Annotated in this window: 16 protein-coding genes and 1 tRNA gene; all 17 read right to left on the bottom strand. The window is 28.4% G+C overall.

Annotated features, from left to right (window positions below; translation table 11 throughout):
* Window positions 1-14: 14 nt before the first annotated feature.
* The 17 genes from radC to polA all read right to left on the bottom strand — a co-directional run bounded on the left by radC (window position 15) and on the right by polA (window position 15,455).
* Complete coding sequence (gene radC / locus I4U66_RS00265; protein WP_141664395.1) at window positions 15-674, bottom strand: RadC family protein; 660 nt, start codon at window positions 672-674, stop codon at window positions 15-17.
* Window positions 675-718: 44 nt separating this feature from the next.
* Window positions 719-1,303 carry a Maf family protein gene (locus I4U66_RS00260; protein ID WP_092927269.1) on the bottom strand — a complete coding sequence of 195 codons (585 nt, stop codon included), beginning with the start codon at window positions 1,301-1,303 and terminating at the stop codon, window positions 719-721.
* Window positions 1,304-1,500: 197 nt separating this feature from the next.
* Entirely contained in the window at window positions 1,501-2,472 is a 972-nt protein-coding gene (locus I4U66_RS00255; RefSeq protein ID WP_195580835.1) for an RnfABCDGE type electron transport complex subunit B, read from the bottom strand.
* Between the two features lie 16 nt (window positions 2,473-2,488).
* Window positions 2,489-3,064: an electron transport complex subunit RsxA gene (gene rsxA / locus I4U66_RS00250; RefSeq protein WP_092927272.1), complete on the bottom strand. Its 576-nt coding sequence runs from the start codon at window positions 3,062-3,064 to the stop codon at window positions 2,489-2,491.
* 13 nt (window positions 3,065-3,077) lie between these two features.
* Window positions 3,078-3,671, bottom strand: coding sequence for an electron transport complex subunit RsxE (gene rsxE / locus I4U66_RS00245; RefSeq protein ID WP_092927274.1), 594 nt, complete (start codon window positions 3,669-3,671; stop codon window positions 3,078-3,080).
* A gap of 10 nt (window positions 3,672-3,681) precedes the next feature.
* Window positions 3,682-4,260, bottom strand: coding sequence for an RnfABCDGE type electron transport complex subunit G (locus tag I4U66_RS00240; protein WP_092927276.1), 579 nt, complete (start codon window positions 4,258-4,260; stop codon window positions 3,682-3,684).
* Entirely contained in the window at window positions 4,260-5,240 is a 981-nt protein-coding gene (locus tag I4U66_RS00235; RefSeq protein ID WP_092927278.1) for an RnfABCDGE type electron transport complex subunit D, read from the bottom strand. Before I4U66_RS00235 ends, I4U66_RS00240 begins: the two co-directional genes overlap by 1 nt.
* Before the next feature lie 21 nt (window positions 5,241-5,261).
* On the bottom strand, window positions 5,262-6,599 hold the full coding sequence (rsxC, locus tag I4U66_RS00230; RefSeq protein WP_195580834.1) for an electron transport complex subunit RsxC: 1,338 nt from the start codon (window positions 6,597-6,599) through the stop codon (window positions 5,262-5,264).
* 129 nt (window positions 6,600-6,728) lie between these two features.
* The gene (locus I4U66_RS00225) at window positions 6,729-7,661 is read right to left on the bottom strand and encodes a hypothetical protein (protein WP_092927282.1); all 933 of its coding nucleotides are present in this window, start codon (window positions 7,659-7,661) and stop codon (window positions 6,729-6,731) included.
* Window positions 7,662-7,766: 105 nt separating this feature from the next.
* Window positions 7,767-8,531, bottom strand: a complete 765-nt coding sequence (locus I4U66_RS00220) for an endonuclease/exonuclease/phosphatase family protein (RefSeq protein ID WP_242871349.1) — start codon at window positions 8,529-8,531, stop codon at window positions 7,767-7,769.
* A gap of 79 nt (window positions 8,532-8,610) precedes the next feature.
* Window positions 8,611-9,213: a hypothetical protein gene (locus I4U66_RS00215; RefSeq protein WP_092927284.1), complete on the bottom strand. Its 603-nt coding sequence runs from the start codon at window positions 9,211-9,213 to the stop codon at window positions 8,611-8,613.
* Between the two features lie 340 nt (window positions 9,214-9,553).
* Entirely contained in the window at window positions 9,554-9,766 is a 213-nt protein-coding gene (locus I4U66_RS00210) for a heavy-metal-associated domain-containing protein (RefSeq protein ID WP_092927286.1), read from the bottom strand.
* A gap of 146 nt (window positions 9,767-9,912) precedes the next feature.
* Window positions 9,913-9,999 (bottom strand) — tRNA-Leu (locus I4U66_RS00205).
* Between the two features lie 63 nt (window positions 10,000-10,062).
* The gene (locus I4U66_RS00200) at window positions 10,063-11,643 is read right to left on the bottom strand and encodes an ABC transporter substrate-binding protein (RefSeq protein WP_092927288.1); all 1,581 of its coding nucleotides are present in this window, start codon (window positions 11,641-11,643) and stop codon (window positions 10,063-10,065) included.
* Window positions 11,643-12,203, bottom strand: a complete 561-nt coding sequence (locus tag I4U66_RS00195; RefSeq protein ID WP_092927290.1) for a lytic transglycosylase domain-containing protein — start codon at window positions 12,201-12,203, stop codon at window positions 11,643-11,645. The genes I4U66_RS00200 and I4U66_RS00195 overlap by 1 nt, the downstream gene beginning before the upstream one ends.
* Window positions 12,196-12,798, bottom strand: coding sequence for a dephospho-CoA kinase (gene coaE / locus I4U66_RS00190; RefSeq protein ID WP_092927292.1), 603 nt, complete (start codon window positions 12,796-12,798; stop codon window positions 12,196-12,198). The genes I4U66_RS00195 and coaE overlap by 8 nt, the downstream gene beginning before the upstream one ends.
* An 8-nt stretch (window positions 12,799-12,806) precedes the next feature.
* On the bottom strand, window positions 12,807-15,455 hold the full coding sequence (polA, locus tag I4U66_RS00185) for a DNA polymerase I (RefSeq protein WP_166504892.1): 2,649 nt from the start codon (window positions 15,453-15,455) through the stop codon (window positions 12,807-12,809).
* Between the last annotated feature and the right edge of the window lie 25 nt (window positions 15,456-15,480).

The raw sequence follows: 15,480 nt of genomic DNA, 5'->3' as shown, positions 1-15,480 counted from the left end.
CTTACTATATCCAATTAGATTATCATACTCTCTTTAAAGCTAAAATATAATCCGTCACCTATGATTATATGATCTATTACTTCTATTCCTATTAGTTCTCCGCACTTAATAAGTCTTGATGTAATGTTTTTATCTTCATTTGATGGCTCGACAGAACCAGATGGATGATTGTGCATTAGAATTATCTTATTTGTACTTCGTTTTATAGCCTCTCTAAATACATCTCTTGGATGTACTAAAGAAGAATTTAAAGTACCTTTTGATACTTCTACATCTGATATTATTTCATTTTTCGTATTTAAAAGAACCACCTTAAAAACCTCTTGCTTTTCATATCTTAAAATATCCATATAATACTTGTATATATCCCAAGGGTTTTTTACCTTATATCGACTAGGCTTAAAACTAGCGATTCTAGACCCTAGTTCTAGCGCTGCCTTTATTTGCGTTGCTTTAGATAGTCCTACTCCATCTATTTCACATAACTCTTCTATGGTCATATCCTTTAGGTATCTTATACCTTGAGTGTCTTTATTTATGATATAATTAGCTAATTCAATAGCATTTTTTGATTTAGTGCCTGTTCGGATAATAATTGCTAACAACTCTGAATTAGATAAGCATTTTTCTCCTTTAACAAGCATCTTTTCTCTAGGTCTTTCTTCTAATGTCATATTCTTTAAAGTCATTTTAACATCAAAAGAGTCCTTCAGTTATATCATCCTCCATAAAAAAAGTTTATATCAAAGTGCGTTTTGACTAAATCACTTAACTTTGATATAGGTAATCCAACTATATTGAAGTAATCACCTTGTATCTCCTCAATTAGTAATGATCCATACCCTTGAATTCCATATGCTCCAGCTTTATCTAATGACTCACCAGTATTAATATAATCATTTATATCATCTTCTGATAAGTCCTTAAATTTAACTTTACTAACTACATAATCGATTATTTTTTTATTTGCACTTAAATTAATTAAACTAATACCTGTTATTACTTCATGAGTATTTCCAGATAATAACCTAATAGTATTTATAGCATCTTCTTTGTCCTTTGGTTTCCCTAATATTGTGTTATTAAACACAACAATTGTATCTGCTCCTATAACCAAAGACTCCTGATTAGATTTTGCTACATCCATACTTTTCTCAAATGCAAGTCTCATTACCACTTGAGGTGGTAACTCATCCTCTAATATAACCTCATCTATATCACTTTTAACTATATCAAATTTTACGTTGATATTTTCTAGAATTTCTTTCCTTCTAGGAGATGCTGATGCTAAGATTATATTCATTTTATCACCTCATTTGGTACTTAGAATTGTACTTATTTAGTCTATCATTATATTGTAAAAAATTCAACACAAATGTCGAACGATTTTTGTAACATAATTGTTATATTTCAATGAGTAGATTTTATTTATTTATAAATTTATTATAATTCCATAAAAAATAAAGGTATGGAAAAAACCATACCTTTATCTTATCCATATTATATAGTTTTAATAGCCTTTTTAGGACATTTTTCTAAGCATAAATGACATCCAACGCATTTTTTCTTATCAACTTTATGCTTACTTTTTAATTCACCTTCTATGGCGTCAAACTTGCATTGCTTTTTACAAATAGTACAACCTATACATAAGCTTTCTTCTATCATAACTTTTTTTCTATTTTCTAAGCTACCTTTTATAACTTTGGTTGGACATTTTTCAACACATACCATACACCCTACACATTTATCATAGTTTACTTTAGCAATTTTATTTTCAAATTCTATTGCATCAAATTTACATGCCTTAGCACAAATTCCACATCCTATACATCCAGCACTACATTTTTCCTTAACTTCTTTTCCAAAATCTTTACTGTTACATTCAACTACAATTTCTTGTTTTGCTGGCTTTTTCGATATTATTCCCTTTGGACAAACTTCAATACATTTTCCACACATTACACATTTTTCTTCATCTATTACTGCTAATCCATCTATTATAGATATAGCACCAAATTTACAATAATCTTTACATGTTCCAAGACCTAAACATCCATATTTGCATAATTTAGCTCCAGAGTTCAATGTAGCTGCTGATCTGCAGTCATAAATACCTTCATATGTATATTTATCTTTTGCTACATCACATCTTCCTTTACATATAACCTTTGCTACTTCTTTCTCACCTTCTTGAGATGATATTCCCATTATTTCTCCTATTTTTAAAGAACAATCAGAACCTCCAACAGGACATCCATTTACAGGGGCATTTCCTTCTACTATTGCATTTGCTAATCCCCCACATCCTGGAAATCCACATCCTCCACAATTAGCTCCTGGAAGTATACTTAATATTTTTTCAACTCTTTCATCTACCTCAACATAAAACTTTTTAGAAGCATATGCAAGTATTGCTCCAAATATAAGTCCCATACCTCCTAAAACAAAAATCGAATTAAGTATAGACATATTATCCCCCCCTATTTTATAACTTTATTAATCCAGCAAATCCTAAAAAAGCAATAGACATTAAACTTGCTGATATAAGTGTTATAGGGAACCCTTTAAAACTTTCTGGTATATCTGCTAGTTCTAATCTCTCTCTTATTCCCGCAAATAATACTATAGCTAATGTAAATCCTATACCTGCACCAAATCCGTTAACTATAGTTTCAATTAAGTTATACCCCTCATTTACATTCACTAAAGCTATACCTAAAACTGCACAGTTAGTTGTTATTAATGGTAAAAATACACCTAACGCTTGATATAAGGCTGGACTCATTTTTTGTATTACCATCTCAACAAATTGAACTATAGATGCTATGACTAGTATAAACGCTATAGTTTGTAAAAATTCATTATTAGTTATAACCAATAGTTCTTGTATAAAGTATGTTATTATTGATGCTAATGTTAAAACAAAAGTAACTGCTGCTCCCATACCTAATGCAGTATCAACTTTTTTAGAAACTCCTAAGAATGGACATATACCTAAAAACTGACTTGTTATAACGTTATTAACAAGAACTACACTTAAAAATATAAGTACTAAATTCATTTAATCCACCCCCCTACGCTTTTTTACTTCTTATTTTATTAAATCCTGCTAAAAGAAAACCTAATGTTAAAAAGGCTCCAGGAGGAAGTATAAATAGCAATATAGGTTCAAATGAAGCTCCAAATATACTCATTCCAAATATACTTCCATTTCCAAGTATTTCTCTTATAGTTCCTAAAACTGTTAATGCTAAACTAAACCCAAGTCCCATACCTAATCCATCTACAGCTGATTCAACAGAACCATTTTTAGATGCAAAACTTTCTGCACGTGCTAATATTAAACAGTTTACAACTATTAAAGGTATAAAAAGCCCTAGTGCTTTATCAAGTGAAGGCACATATGCCTTTAAAAGCATACCAACTATTGTAACAAACGTTGCTATTACTACTATAAATGCTGGTATTCTTATTTTATCTGGCACTATCTTTCTAATTAATGAAACAACTATATTTGAACAAATCAAAACTGCTGTTGTAGATAATCCCATACCTAATCCGTTTATAGCTGATGTTGTAACAGCTAATGTTGGACACATACCTATTACTTGGACAAAGGCTGGGTTTTCATCTATTAAACCATTTTTGAATATTTTACCTAATCTCATATTCTTCCCCCTATTTATTCAAGCTTTCATTAAATACTTTTATTGCTGCATTAACTCCCCTAGTTACAGCTTCAGATGTTATTGTAGCCCCTGAAATCGCAGCTATTTGATTATCACTTGTTGCACTACCTTTTACTACACTAAGTTCTTTGGCTTCTTTTTCACTAAATTGCCCTTTAAAATTAGGTTCATTTGCTTTCGTTCCAAGCCCTGGAGTTTCAGCCATATTTCCAATATTTACTCCTGTTATTTTTCCATCTTTTGATATCCCTACTATAACTTCCATAACCCCACCATATCCGCTAGGTAAAGTTTTTATAGTATATCCAACAACATCACTTCCACTAATACCTTCATATACTTCTGATACTATCCCCTCTTCTAATCCATCGATATTTTCTATTACCTTTTTATCTAATTGCTTAAATTCTGTTGCGTCTTCAAGCACTAATTGTCTTAATTCATTGTTTGCTTGTATATTTCTATCTTCAATAATTGGCGCTGTTATTTGATTTATAAACCCAAGTGCTAAAGCTGCTACTGCACATATTGTAAATAATATGGCTCCTAGCCTTAATATATTTTTCATTATTTAGCCACCTCCCCAAATACTCTACCTTTCATGTATTTGTCTATAAGTGGAGTAGCTACATTGGCTAATAATATAGAATATGAAACTCCTTCTGGGTATCCACCATACATTCTTATAACTATAGTTATAACTCCTGCTAAAATAGCATAAACAATTTGACCTGCTTTGGACATAGGTGATGTTGTGTAATCTGTAAGCATAAAAAATGCACCTAACATAAGTCCACCTGCCGCTAATTGATATATAGCAAAGTTTATGTCAAATCCTCCTAGTATAAATGCTAATATAAAAACTGTTCCTATGTAAAATACTGGAATTATGTAATTTATTATTCCCTTATAGATTAGATAAAGCCCACCTAGTACTATGAATATAGATGATGTTTCCCCTATACATCCTCCTATATTACCTATTACCATATCTGTTAGGCTAATTCCATTTGATGTTAATTCTGATATGCCTATTGCTCCACTTTTTAGAAAACTTAATGGAGTCGCTGTTGTATATGCATCTATATTTCCCGAACTTACCCAGTTAACTCCAGGTATTGTCCAAGCTGTCATAGCTACTGGAAATGATGCAAGTAAAAATGCTCTTGCACCTAATGCTGGGTTTAAAAAGTTATTTCCTATTCCACCAAAAACCATTTTAACCACTATTATAGCAAACGCTGAGCCTAATATGCACATCCACCATGGAAGAGATGCTGGCACATTAAATGCTAATAATATTCCTGTAACTACTGCTGAAAAATCTCCTATAGTAACATCTTGTTTAGTTAATTTTTGATATAAAAATTCACATCCTACTGCTCCTACTGTACAGAAGAAAATTACATTTAATGCACTTAATCTGTAAAGAAACACTGCTGATGCCATAGCAGGTAGTAAAGCTATTATTACTTGTTTCATTATGTAAGACGTATCTTGGTTACTTCTCACATGCGGAGAAGACGATACAATCAATTTATTATTCATTTAAATTCCCCCTAGCCCCAATTATTTTTTAGCTGATTCTTTTCTTCTATTTGAAATAATTTCCCTTTTTGCATTTCTTACTGATTGAAGTAGCGGTCTTCTTGCTGGACAAACAAATGAACAAGATCCACACTCTATACAATCTAAAGCTCTATAACTTTCTGCACTTTCAAAATCATTTTTTAAAGAATAAGCACTTATATATAACGGTTGTAAAAATGCTGGACATACTGTTAGACATTTACCACATCTTAGGCAGTTTTGTGGTTTTGGTGTTTTAGACTCTTCATCGTCTAAACATAATATACCTGATGTTCCCTTATTTGTAGGTATGTCTATTGTATACTGCGCTAGTCCCATCATTGGACCACCCATTATTACCTTCCCAACTATCTTATCTTCTTTAAAGCCTCCACATTGGTCTATTATCTCTGATACTAGTGTTCCAACTTTTGTAACTAAATTTTTTGGTTCATTTATACAACTACCTGTAACAGTAGTAATTCTTTCTATTAATGGCATTCCTGTTTTTATAGTTTTAGCAATTTGTGCTGCTGTTCCCACATTATTTACTACTGCCCCTGCATCCATAGGTAGCCCACCGGATGGAACTTCCCTTTTAGTACATGCATATATAAGTTGTTTTTCTGCCCCTTGTGGATACTTAACTTCTAGACCTACAACTTCAATATCATCATATTTTTGAGCTTCTTTTTCTATTGCAGAAATTGCATCAGGTTTATTTACTTCAATTCCTATATATCCCTTTGATACATTTAAAGATTTCATAAGTACTTTTAATCCATAAACTACATCTTCTGGATTTTCAAGCATTAGCCTATGATCTGCTGTTAGATATGGTTCACACTCAGCTCCATTTAATATAACAGTATCAATTTTCTTATCTGGTGGTGGTGATAGCTTTACATGAGTTGGAAAAGTAGCTCCTCCCATACCAACTATTCCAGCCTCCTTTATTATTGATACAATTTCTTCTTTACTTAAATCTTCTAAATTCCCTTTAGGTTTTATGCTTTCGTATATTTGTTCCTTAAAATCGTTTTCTATAACAATACATGTGCCTCTTCCACCAGCTAATTCATGTTCTTTTATAGCTATTACTTTGCCAGATACAGAAGAATGTACGTTACAAGAAACAAATCCTTGTTGCTCACCTATTTTTTGACCAACTTTTACTAAATCCCCAACCTTAACTATCTCTTTAGCAGGTGCACCAATATGTTGTTGAAGTGGTATATAAACTACCTTTGGTGACTTAGCTATTTCAATAGCTTTTTTCTCTGAGTACTCTTTTTTATATGGAGGATGTATTCCTCCTTTGAAAGTTAAGAGTTTCATTCCTTTACCCCCTTACTTATGTATTTAAACATTCCTATCCCTTAGTATAAGTATACTATATATCATATTAAAACTTAACTATTGTTAAAACTTTATCAACTTAAAAAGACTGTTAATAAAACAGTCCTTTTAAGCCTTACTTATTGATGTTATAAATGTAAAATATCCCTGCATTGATGATAAATATAAGCTTTTTGCCATACTATATTCTCCTTTTTCTATAGATTCAACAGAGATATTTATTTTTTCATCCAAACCATCAACATACTTAATTAAATTCTCTTTAAATAAATCAGCTGGTTTATAATCAATTTTATCGGCCTCTTTTTTCATATTAGCCACTATATTTTTTCTATCTGTTAATATTTTTTTATATTCTTTTACATCAATATTTTCATTACTTTTATCCCAAAATTCTGATTCTAACTTAAAATTAGATACCAATTCATTTAAAAAATTTGATAATTCACCTAAATATGAGTACTTACTTGTATACTTCATAGATAATACTGGTACTTTAAGTTCTGATATAAATGCATCATCAAAAACTTTTTTAACACTATCTATATTATTTTTTAATGAATCTTTGCTAAATGATGAATACGTCTGTACTTTTTTTGTTCCATCAACTTCTATAACAGAAAAAGGTAAATTATTTTCATTCAATTTAGCTTCTATTTTATTCATTTCATTTTCATTATCTATTGATGCCACTTGAATAGTATATAAACTCCAAGAATCTGCTATAGCTACTTTAACATCTCCTTCTACTTTTTCACTAGCTTCTTTTACAACTTTTTTTTCAACTTCTTCTTTGTTATTTTCTTCAGAAACTTCTTTTATTCCAAAGTCTTCAAATCCTTTAAACTTGTCCTCTTTAATATTTATACTTTTAAAAGATGCAATCTTTTCATCCATAATTTTTACAATATCACTATTTTTTAATTTAATAGCTCCAAATGTTCCTATTGATATAACAGGAATCATAATTAAAATTAATCTTAACGTTTTTTTCTTTCGTCTTTTATTAAAACCTCTATATATAGTTTTTCTTTTATTCATTAGTTTGTCCCCCCTAAAACTATTATTACTAATATATATTTTAGGGTTGTACAGATTATGATTAATTTTTGGCTTTAATATAGAAAATAACTATTTTGTATTAATTTATATCCTTATCTTAGCTATTATAGGGTAATGATCTGACATACTCTTTATTAACACATCATAGTCTAATATTTCAATATTATTAGATACAAATATATAATCTATTCTATCAAGCCCCGTTGCAAAGGTTAATATGTTTGACTTTTCTAATTCTATAGCTACATCTCTTAAAATATTTTTATCGACACCTATATTGCCTTGATTAAAATCACCAACAACTATATATGGCTCTTTATTTAATGTATTTATAAATTCTATAAGTTCATTGAGCTGCCTCTCTCTTTCTTCATTCCCAAGTCCAAGATGTACGTTTATAATATTTAACTTACTTCCTTTTACATTTACTACTGTATGAAGCATCCCCCGTTGTTCTCTTTTGCTACTTAAATATATATGATTTTCATATTTTATAGGATATTTAGAGTATGTAACCAACCCATAATTAGATCCAAGTTTTGTTACGTTTGCACCAAAATGAGAATACATTTTTAACTCTTCTTTAAAACTACTTACTTGAAATCCAGCCTTAGCAGATTCATTTACTTCTTGAAGACAAATAATATCTGCGTTACATACTCTTAAAAAATCTATAATATCAAATAATGTAGGAAACATATTTTTATCTAGCCCACTATGTATATTGTAACTAACTACTTTTAATTCTTTTTTAGGTGGAAGATAAACTATTTCTATAACTACACTTATAGCTATACATATAAATACACATGCAAGACTTATTATCTTTCTGATTTTTATACATATCAACTCCTATCATAGTTTTATTTTATATTATATGCCTTTTTATAAAATTAAAGACGTCTCAAAGACGTCTTTAATTTTATATTTATTTTTTATTTAACTTTTCTTTCATAATATAATTTATAACCTTTCTTCTTATATCCTCCGCATTATCTTCATCATCAACACTTATTTCTAGCAATTTAGCTATAGACTTCATATCATTTCTAGCTTTTGATTTATAACTTTCAATTAAGTCTTCTTTTATTCTTTCAGGCTCTAAAATATATTCTCTATCTCCTCTTTGATATGAAAAATATCTTTTGGAATACTCACTTCTATTTGAATAAATATGGCTAGCTATTCTTCTTAATATACTATTGTAAGAGTTTTTTGTTGTGGCATTTATACCTAAGTATCTAGCAAACTTAATTAATTCTTTTTTGGATTTAAACAAATCTTCTGATTTTATAGACTTTACAATTAAGGATATATTTTTCTCATTAGATCCATTTTTCAATATATTTAAATATACATTGTTACAAGACATACCACTCGATGCTTTTTTTATATTTTCATTTATTATTTTATCTATATTTCCTTCAAGGTATTTTTTTATACCTCTCTGAGATGCATTTCCTTCTAAATCTTTTTGAGTCATTTCAAGTACAATTTTTTTTAAATCATCTCTATATCCTCTTTCATCCACGACACTCCCCCCTTAATTATTTATATTATATTCAAAAGTTTTTTTAATTGTGAATTTTGCTATTGGATTTCTAATTATACGAATGATTTTTTATATTGTTTATGTATATATTATTGATATAAGGACATAATATTAATGTAAAATCAAACATACTCAATCTCCCCCATTTAGACTTCTATTATTTCCCCCAATAGAAGTCTTTTTTTATTTCAAAAATCTTATATAAAAATTTCACTTCGCCCATGTCGCAAATAACTTTGTCCATTGCTCAAAATATTATTTTTTACATTATATACAAAAAAATATGCACAACTGTAAGTTAACAGTTGTGCATATTTTTTTATTCAATTCCAACTAATTCATAACCTATATCTTCTATAACAGATTTTAATTCATCTTTACTTACTGAATCATCCATTTCTACTATAGCATATTTACCTTCTAGATTAACTTCTATTACATTTACACCTTGTATATCTTCACTTAATGCTGTTTTTAAATGATTAACACAATGTCCACAGCTCATTCCATCTATAAGTAATTTTTTTCTCATAGTAATTACCTCCTTATATACCCTATAAGGGTATTTTATCATACTTTTTATAACTTGTGTCTATATTTTTCTCAAAAAAATTAATAATATTTAATTCCAATATAAATCCTTGTATAAAAAAAGTAGACATAATGTCTACTTTCTAATGGTGCGGAAAGCGGGACTTGAACCCGCACGAGCATAAGCTCGCTACCCCCTCAAGATAGTGCGTCTGCCTATTCCGCCATTTCCGCATATCCTTTATATTATAAAGGATATGACTTTTGCTTTTTTAAGTCAATTATTTTTTTATTAATTTACTTATTTTTTATAGTTAAATTTGTTATACCCTCATAAACGTCAAAATCATTTGGTTGTATTTTACCTTCTATTCTACTATTTGTAACCATATAATCATTTCTTATAACTAAACTTATCATAGGCACATTGTTATTTACATATTTTTGTATAGAATCATATATGTCTTTAACTTGGCTTTCGCTAGTTGCTCTTGTTAAAGAAGCCATATAGTCATTAAGTTTTTCATCTTTATAATCTAAACTTTTTATTATAGGAGTTGCATCAGGTATAAATGATAGTTCCCATCCAACTAGTGCTAAGTCATATTTTTTCCCAGAAATAGCTTTTTCAAGATCTTCACCTTCTAGTTCATCCACCTCAGATTTTATTCCTATAGTTTTTAGATTTTCTGAAATAATATGTGCAGACTTTACCCTATCTGTATTATTCTTATTTACAACTATTTTTAAGTTTATCTGTGAATTACTCTTTGTATTACTTTTGTTTTCTTTTTGATCTTTTGAGTTACTCTTATCACCATCAAACTTAACTTTACTTAAATATTCTTTAGCTTTTTCTTTATTATAATTAATAGATTTTATATCTTTGTTGTAATATTTTGAACTTGTATTAAGTGGAAAATTAACAATATTAGCATCCCCCATATAAGCCTCTTCTAATATTTTTTTCTTATCTATTGAATATGCTATAGCTTTTCTTAAGTTAGAGTCTAATAATATTGGATTATCGTAATTAAAGATTATATTCTCATAATCTCGTCCTTCATATTTAGTAATATTAAATTCAGTTTCATGAAATTTACTTAAATCATTTAAAGATACCTTGGCTATATCACTATCTAACGCCATAACCATAGCAACTTGTGCCTCTTGATCTGGAACTATACCTACTCTTATATCTTTGGCTGTACTTGGTATTTCTTTATAATAATCTTCATTTTTAGTTAAGAACATTCCGTCTCGTTCTTCATATTTTTCTATTTTGTAAGGTCCATTTCCTATTAAATTATTCTTATTATTAGTTATATCTTTTTTAGATAAAGAAGATAAATTATTTTTAGATAATATAGGGAATATAAGTGTCTCTATAGAAAATGAATAATTTTCATTTAAGCTTATATTGAATTCTTTATCATTTATTATATGCACTGATTTTATATTTTTCACTAATTCACTATAAGGATTTTCTTCACTTTTTTTTATAAAATCTACTGTAAACTTAACATCACTAGATGTAACTGGGCTTTTATCATGCCATTTTGCATCTTTTAGTTTTATATTTATTTCCTTACCACCATTTTCAATTGAGTACTCTTTTACTAGTTGAGGTACTACATTGTAATTTTCGTCTATTGTAAATAAGCTATCATATATTAGATTCATTACATACCCAACAGACTTGTCTTTGTTTAATATAGGATTTATAGTCTTGGGCTTTACCATAGTTAAATTTATATAATCTGAATTTATATCACCCTTACCACTTTCTTTTTTATCTTCAGTTTCAATTTTAGAACTACATCCTACTACAATCATTGCTATAACTAGGATTATAGATAAAACCTTAGTTTTTTTCATTAGTTTTTTCCTTCCTTGCCATATATACTATTATAGTTTTTATAATTATTTTTGACTTTATCTAAATAGTTAGATGTTTCTGTAAATGGTATATTGTGAAGCATTTTACCATCCTTGCTATACTCATTATTTCCAAGCCATTTATTAACGTTACCTGAACCACCATTGTATGCTGCTACAACTAAATCCAAGTTTCCAAATTCTTTATATAGCTTATTTAAATACCAACATCCTATTTTTATGTTAGTTTCAGGATCAAATATATCTATATTATTTTCTAGATTAAGCTCATCTATAGCCCAATTTCTAGTTATATCACTTATTTGCATTAATCCTTTCGCTCCCTTATTAGATATGGCATCCTTTTTAAATTTACTTTCAGCCTTCATAATACTATAGACTAAATTTTCTTCTATATTAAATTCTTTTGAGTATCTTTCTACATAATCTGAATACTTTTTAGGGTATAAGATTTTATGTATTGTTTTAGTTTCTATTAAAAAACCAGTTAATATAATCAATGAGATAGATAATATTATAAGTATCTTTTTATTATTCACACCAATTCTCCTTTATATATTCAATGAGTTGGTTAGCTTTTATCTCTAATTCTTCAAATGAATAGGAATTATCTATTGTATAGTCTGCATATTTGATTTTTTCTTCTTGACTCATTTGAGACATTATGCGACTTAAAGCTTCATCTTTTGTACAATTATCCCTTTTTTGTATTCTTTCTATCTGTATATCTTGATTACATGTTACAACTAGTAATTTATCTACTACATCTAAATATCCACCTTCAATTAATAATGCTCCATCAATTAAAATAATATCGTTATGTTTTAACCTATATTCTTCAATTTTACTAATTATCTTCTCATAAATTTTAGGATGGGTTAAATTATTTAATTCTATAAGTTTTTCTTCATTGTTGAAAACTATATTACCAAGTGCCTTTCTATCTAAAGTCCCATCTTCTCTTTTTATATACATTCCAAATTTATCGAATACTTCTTCAAGAAGCAAATTATCTTCAAATATATTCCTTGAAATTATATCTGCATCTATTACTTCTATGTTTTTACTCTTAAATATATTAGATAGGCTACTTTTTCCACAGCCTATATTCCCTGTAAGTCCTAATATTAGCATATACTCACCTACTTTGTTTCATACCAAGAATTACCTATATTTAAATCTACATCTAAATGCACATCCATGTTAACTGCATTTTCCATTTCATCTTTAACTATTTTTTTAACTTCTTCTACTTCATCATCATAAGCTTCTACTATAAGTTCATCGTGTACTTGAAGTATTAATTTTGACTTTAATTGTCTTTCTTCTAACTTCTTGTAAACATTTACCATAGCTATTTTTATTATATCAGCTGCACTACCTTGTATAGGCGCGTTCATTGCAGCTCTTTTACCTGCATTTCTTAGCATAAAGTTACTTGATTTAAGTTCTGGAATATATCTTCTTCTATTTTGTATAGTAGTTATATATCCATTTTCTGTTGCATTTTCTACTACCTTATCCATAAAATCTTTTATTTTACTATATTTATTAAAGTAGTTTTCTATATATTCTTTAGCTTGCTTTACAGGTATATGTAAATCCTCTGATAGTCCAAAATCACTTTTTCCATAAACTATACCAAAGTTTACAGCTTTTGCATCACTTCTTTGCTTACTTGTAACTTCATCCATATTAACATTAAACACTTGTGATGCTGTTTTTGTATGTATATCTTCATTGTTTTTAAATGCTTCTATCATAGTTTCATCTTGACTCATGTGAGCTAATACTCTTAATTCTACTTGAGAATAATCCGCATCAACTAAGCTACAACTTTCATCTGATATAAATACCTTTCTTATGTTTCTTCCCATTTCAAGTTTAACAGGTATATTTTGAAGATTTGGCTCTGTTGATGAAATTCTTCCTGTTGTAGTTATAGTTTGATTAAATGATGAATGTATCCTACCATCTAATGGATTTATTATAGCTAATAAGCCTTCAACATAAGTTGAATTTAACTTAACAATTTGTCTATACTCTGTTATTTTATCTATTATTGGACTTTTATCCCTTAGCTTCTCTAATACTTCTGCATTTGTTGAATACCCTGTTTTAGTTTTCTTGATTATAGGTAATTCTAGCTTTTCAAATAATATAACACCTAATTGTTTTGGTGAATTTATATTAAATTCTTCTCCAGCTATATCATATATTTCTTGTTCTAATTTTTTAATTATAGTTTTAAATTCTATACCTAATTCATGTAATTTTTCTTTATCAACCTTTATTCCTTGATATTCCATCTCACCTAAAACTTCTACTAAAGGCATTTCAACATGATAAAGTAATCCATCCATTTCACTTTCTTTTATGCTTTTTTCCATTATAGGATATACTTCATATACTGTATTTATAACTTTTCCTATATAATCACATAGCTCTTCTAATTCTAAATCCTCATATTTTTTTGCTTTTACACCCTTACCTAGCAACTCTTCTTTTGACTTAACTTTTTTAGTAAGATATTTCATAGCTATTGCACTACATTCATAAGATGTAGATGATGCTGAATCTATTAAATACTCTGCTATTGTTATATCAAAGTGCATGTTCTCTAATTTTATATTATAAGGTCTTAAAGCTATATAATCCTCTTTTAAATTATATCCAAATTTCTTTACTTCCTTACTTACAAGTACTTCTTCTAGCTTATTTATCTCTTCTTCATTTATATAATATATATTAGTTCCATCTACACTTATAAAAATATGTATAATATTTTTTTCTAATATGTTCCCTTGTCTACTTACAGTATCTATGTATAGCTTTCCTTCTTTTTTAATATCATTTATAAATGCGTCTATATTTTCTAATTTTTTTATATTTAGATTAGACTCAATTTCCTCTGTTTCATTTCCTCCATCTATGCTAGATAGTCTAGATAATAAACTTGTAAAACCTAAATTCCTAAATGATTCTATTACCTTATCTTTATCATAATCTCCATATTCTAAATCATCTAGATTTATTTCTATAGGCACATCTCTTATTATAGTAGCTAACCTCTTACTCATTATGGCAAGTTCTTTATTTTCTTCTATTTTCTTTTTCACACTACCTTTTAGGTTTTCTACATTTTCTATTATATTTTCTATGCTAGAATATTCTTTAATAAGTTTTATCCCTGTTTTTTCACCTATACCTGGTACCCCTGGTATATTATCCGATTTATCCCCCATAAGACCTTTTAAGTCTATAAATTGAGTTGGAGTCATTTCATATTTTTCCATTACAGAATCAAAATTATACTCTTCAACTTCTCCTACACCTTTTTTAGTTATTAAAGTTGTAGTCTTATCTGATGCTAACTGTATAGCATCTTTATCTCCTGTAACTATGTATACATTGTATCCATTTTCTTCACCTAGCCTTGATACTGTTCCTATTATATCATCAGCTTCATAACCATCTATTTCTAATCTATTTATATTAAATTTGTCCAATAAATCTTTTAATGGTTCAAATTGTTCTCTTAATTCATCTGGCATTTTCTTTCTTCCAGCTTTATATTCATCAAACTCTAAATGTCTAAATGTAGGAGCCTTTCTATCAAATGCAACACTCATGTGAGTAGGCTTATATGTATCTATTATCTTAAATAACATTGTTGTAAATCCATATATAGCATTTGTTCTTAGCCCTTCCTTATTAGTCATTTCTGGTAATGCATAAAATGCTCTATTTATTATAGAGTTCCCATCTATTATAATTAATCTCTTATTCAAATTTATCACTCCTAGTTTTTGTCTA

Origin of the sequence: Romboutsia sp. D33t1_170424_H2, assembly GCF_015669105.1 — a bacterium.
GTDB classification, from domain to species: domain Bacteria; phylum Bacillota; class Clostridia; order Peptostreptococcales; family Peptostreptococcaceae; genus Romboutsia_C; species Romboutsia_C hominis.
The sequence above is the reverse complement of the archived record's forward strand: the minus strand, read 5'-3'. Positions and strand labels throughout refer to the sequence as shown.

Bases quoted from the DNA above. Each gene is read 5' to 3' on its own strand.
- radC (WP_141664395.1), bottom strand. From the start codon at position 674: ATGACATTAGAAGAAAGACCTAGAGAAAAGATGCTTGTTAAAGGAGAA.
- I4U66_RS00260 (WP_092927269.1), bottom strand. From the start codon at position 1,303: ATGAATATAATCTTAGCATCAGCATCTCCTAGAAGGAAAGAAATTCTA.
- I4U66_RS00255 (WP_195580835.1), bottom strand. From the start codon at position 2,472: ATGTCTATACTTAATTCGATTTTTGTTTTAGGAGGTATGGGACTTATA.
- rsxA (WP_092927272.1), bottom strand. From the start codon at position 3,064: ATGAATTTAGTACTTATATTTTTAAGTGTAGTTCTTGTTAATAACGTT.
- rsxE (WP_092927274.1), bottom strand. From the start codon at position 3,671: ATGAGATTAGGTAAAATATTCAAAAATGGTTTAATAGATGAAAACCCA.
- I4U66_RS00240 (WP_092927276.1), bottom strand. From the start codon at position 4,260: ATGAAAAATATATTAAGGCTAGGAGCCATATTATTTACAATATGTGCA.
- I4U66_RS00235 (WP_092927278.1), bottom strand. From the start codon at position 5,240: ATGAATAATAAATTGATTGTATCGTCTTCTCCGCATGTGAGAAGTAAC.
- rsxC (WP_195580834.1), bottom strand. From the start codon at position 6,599: ATGAAACTCTTAACTTTCAAAGGAGGAATACATCCTCCATATAAAAAA.
- I4U66_RS00225 (WP_092927282.1), bottom strand. From the start codon at position 7,661: ATGAATAAAAGAAAAACTATATATAGAGGTTTTAATAAAAGACGAAAG.
- I4U66_RS00210 (WP_092927286.1), bottom strand. From the start codon at position 9,766: ATGAGAAAAAAATTACTTATAGATGGAATGAGCTGTGGACATTGTGTT.
- I4U66_RS00200 (WP_092927288.1), bottom strand. From the start codon at position 11,643: ATGAAAAAAACTAAGGTTTTATCTATAATCCTAGTTATAGCAATGATT.
- coaE (WP_092927292.1), bottom strand. From the start codon at position 12,798: ATGCTAATATTAGGACTTACAGGGAATATAGGCTGTGGAAAAAGTAGC.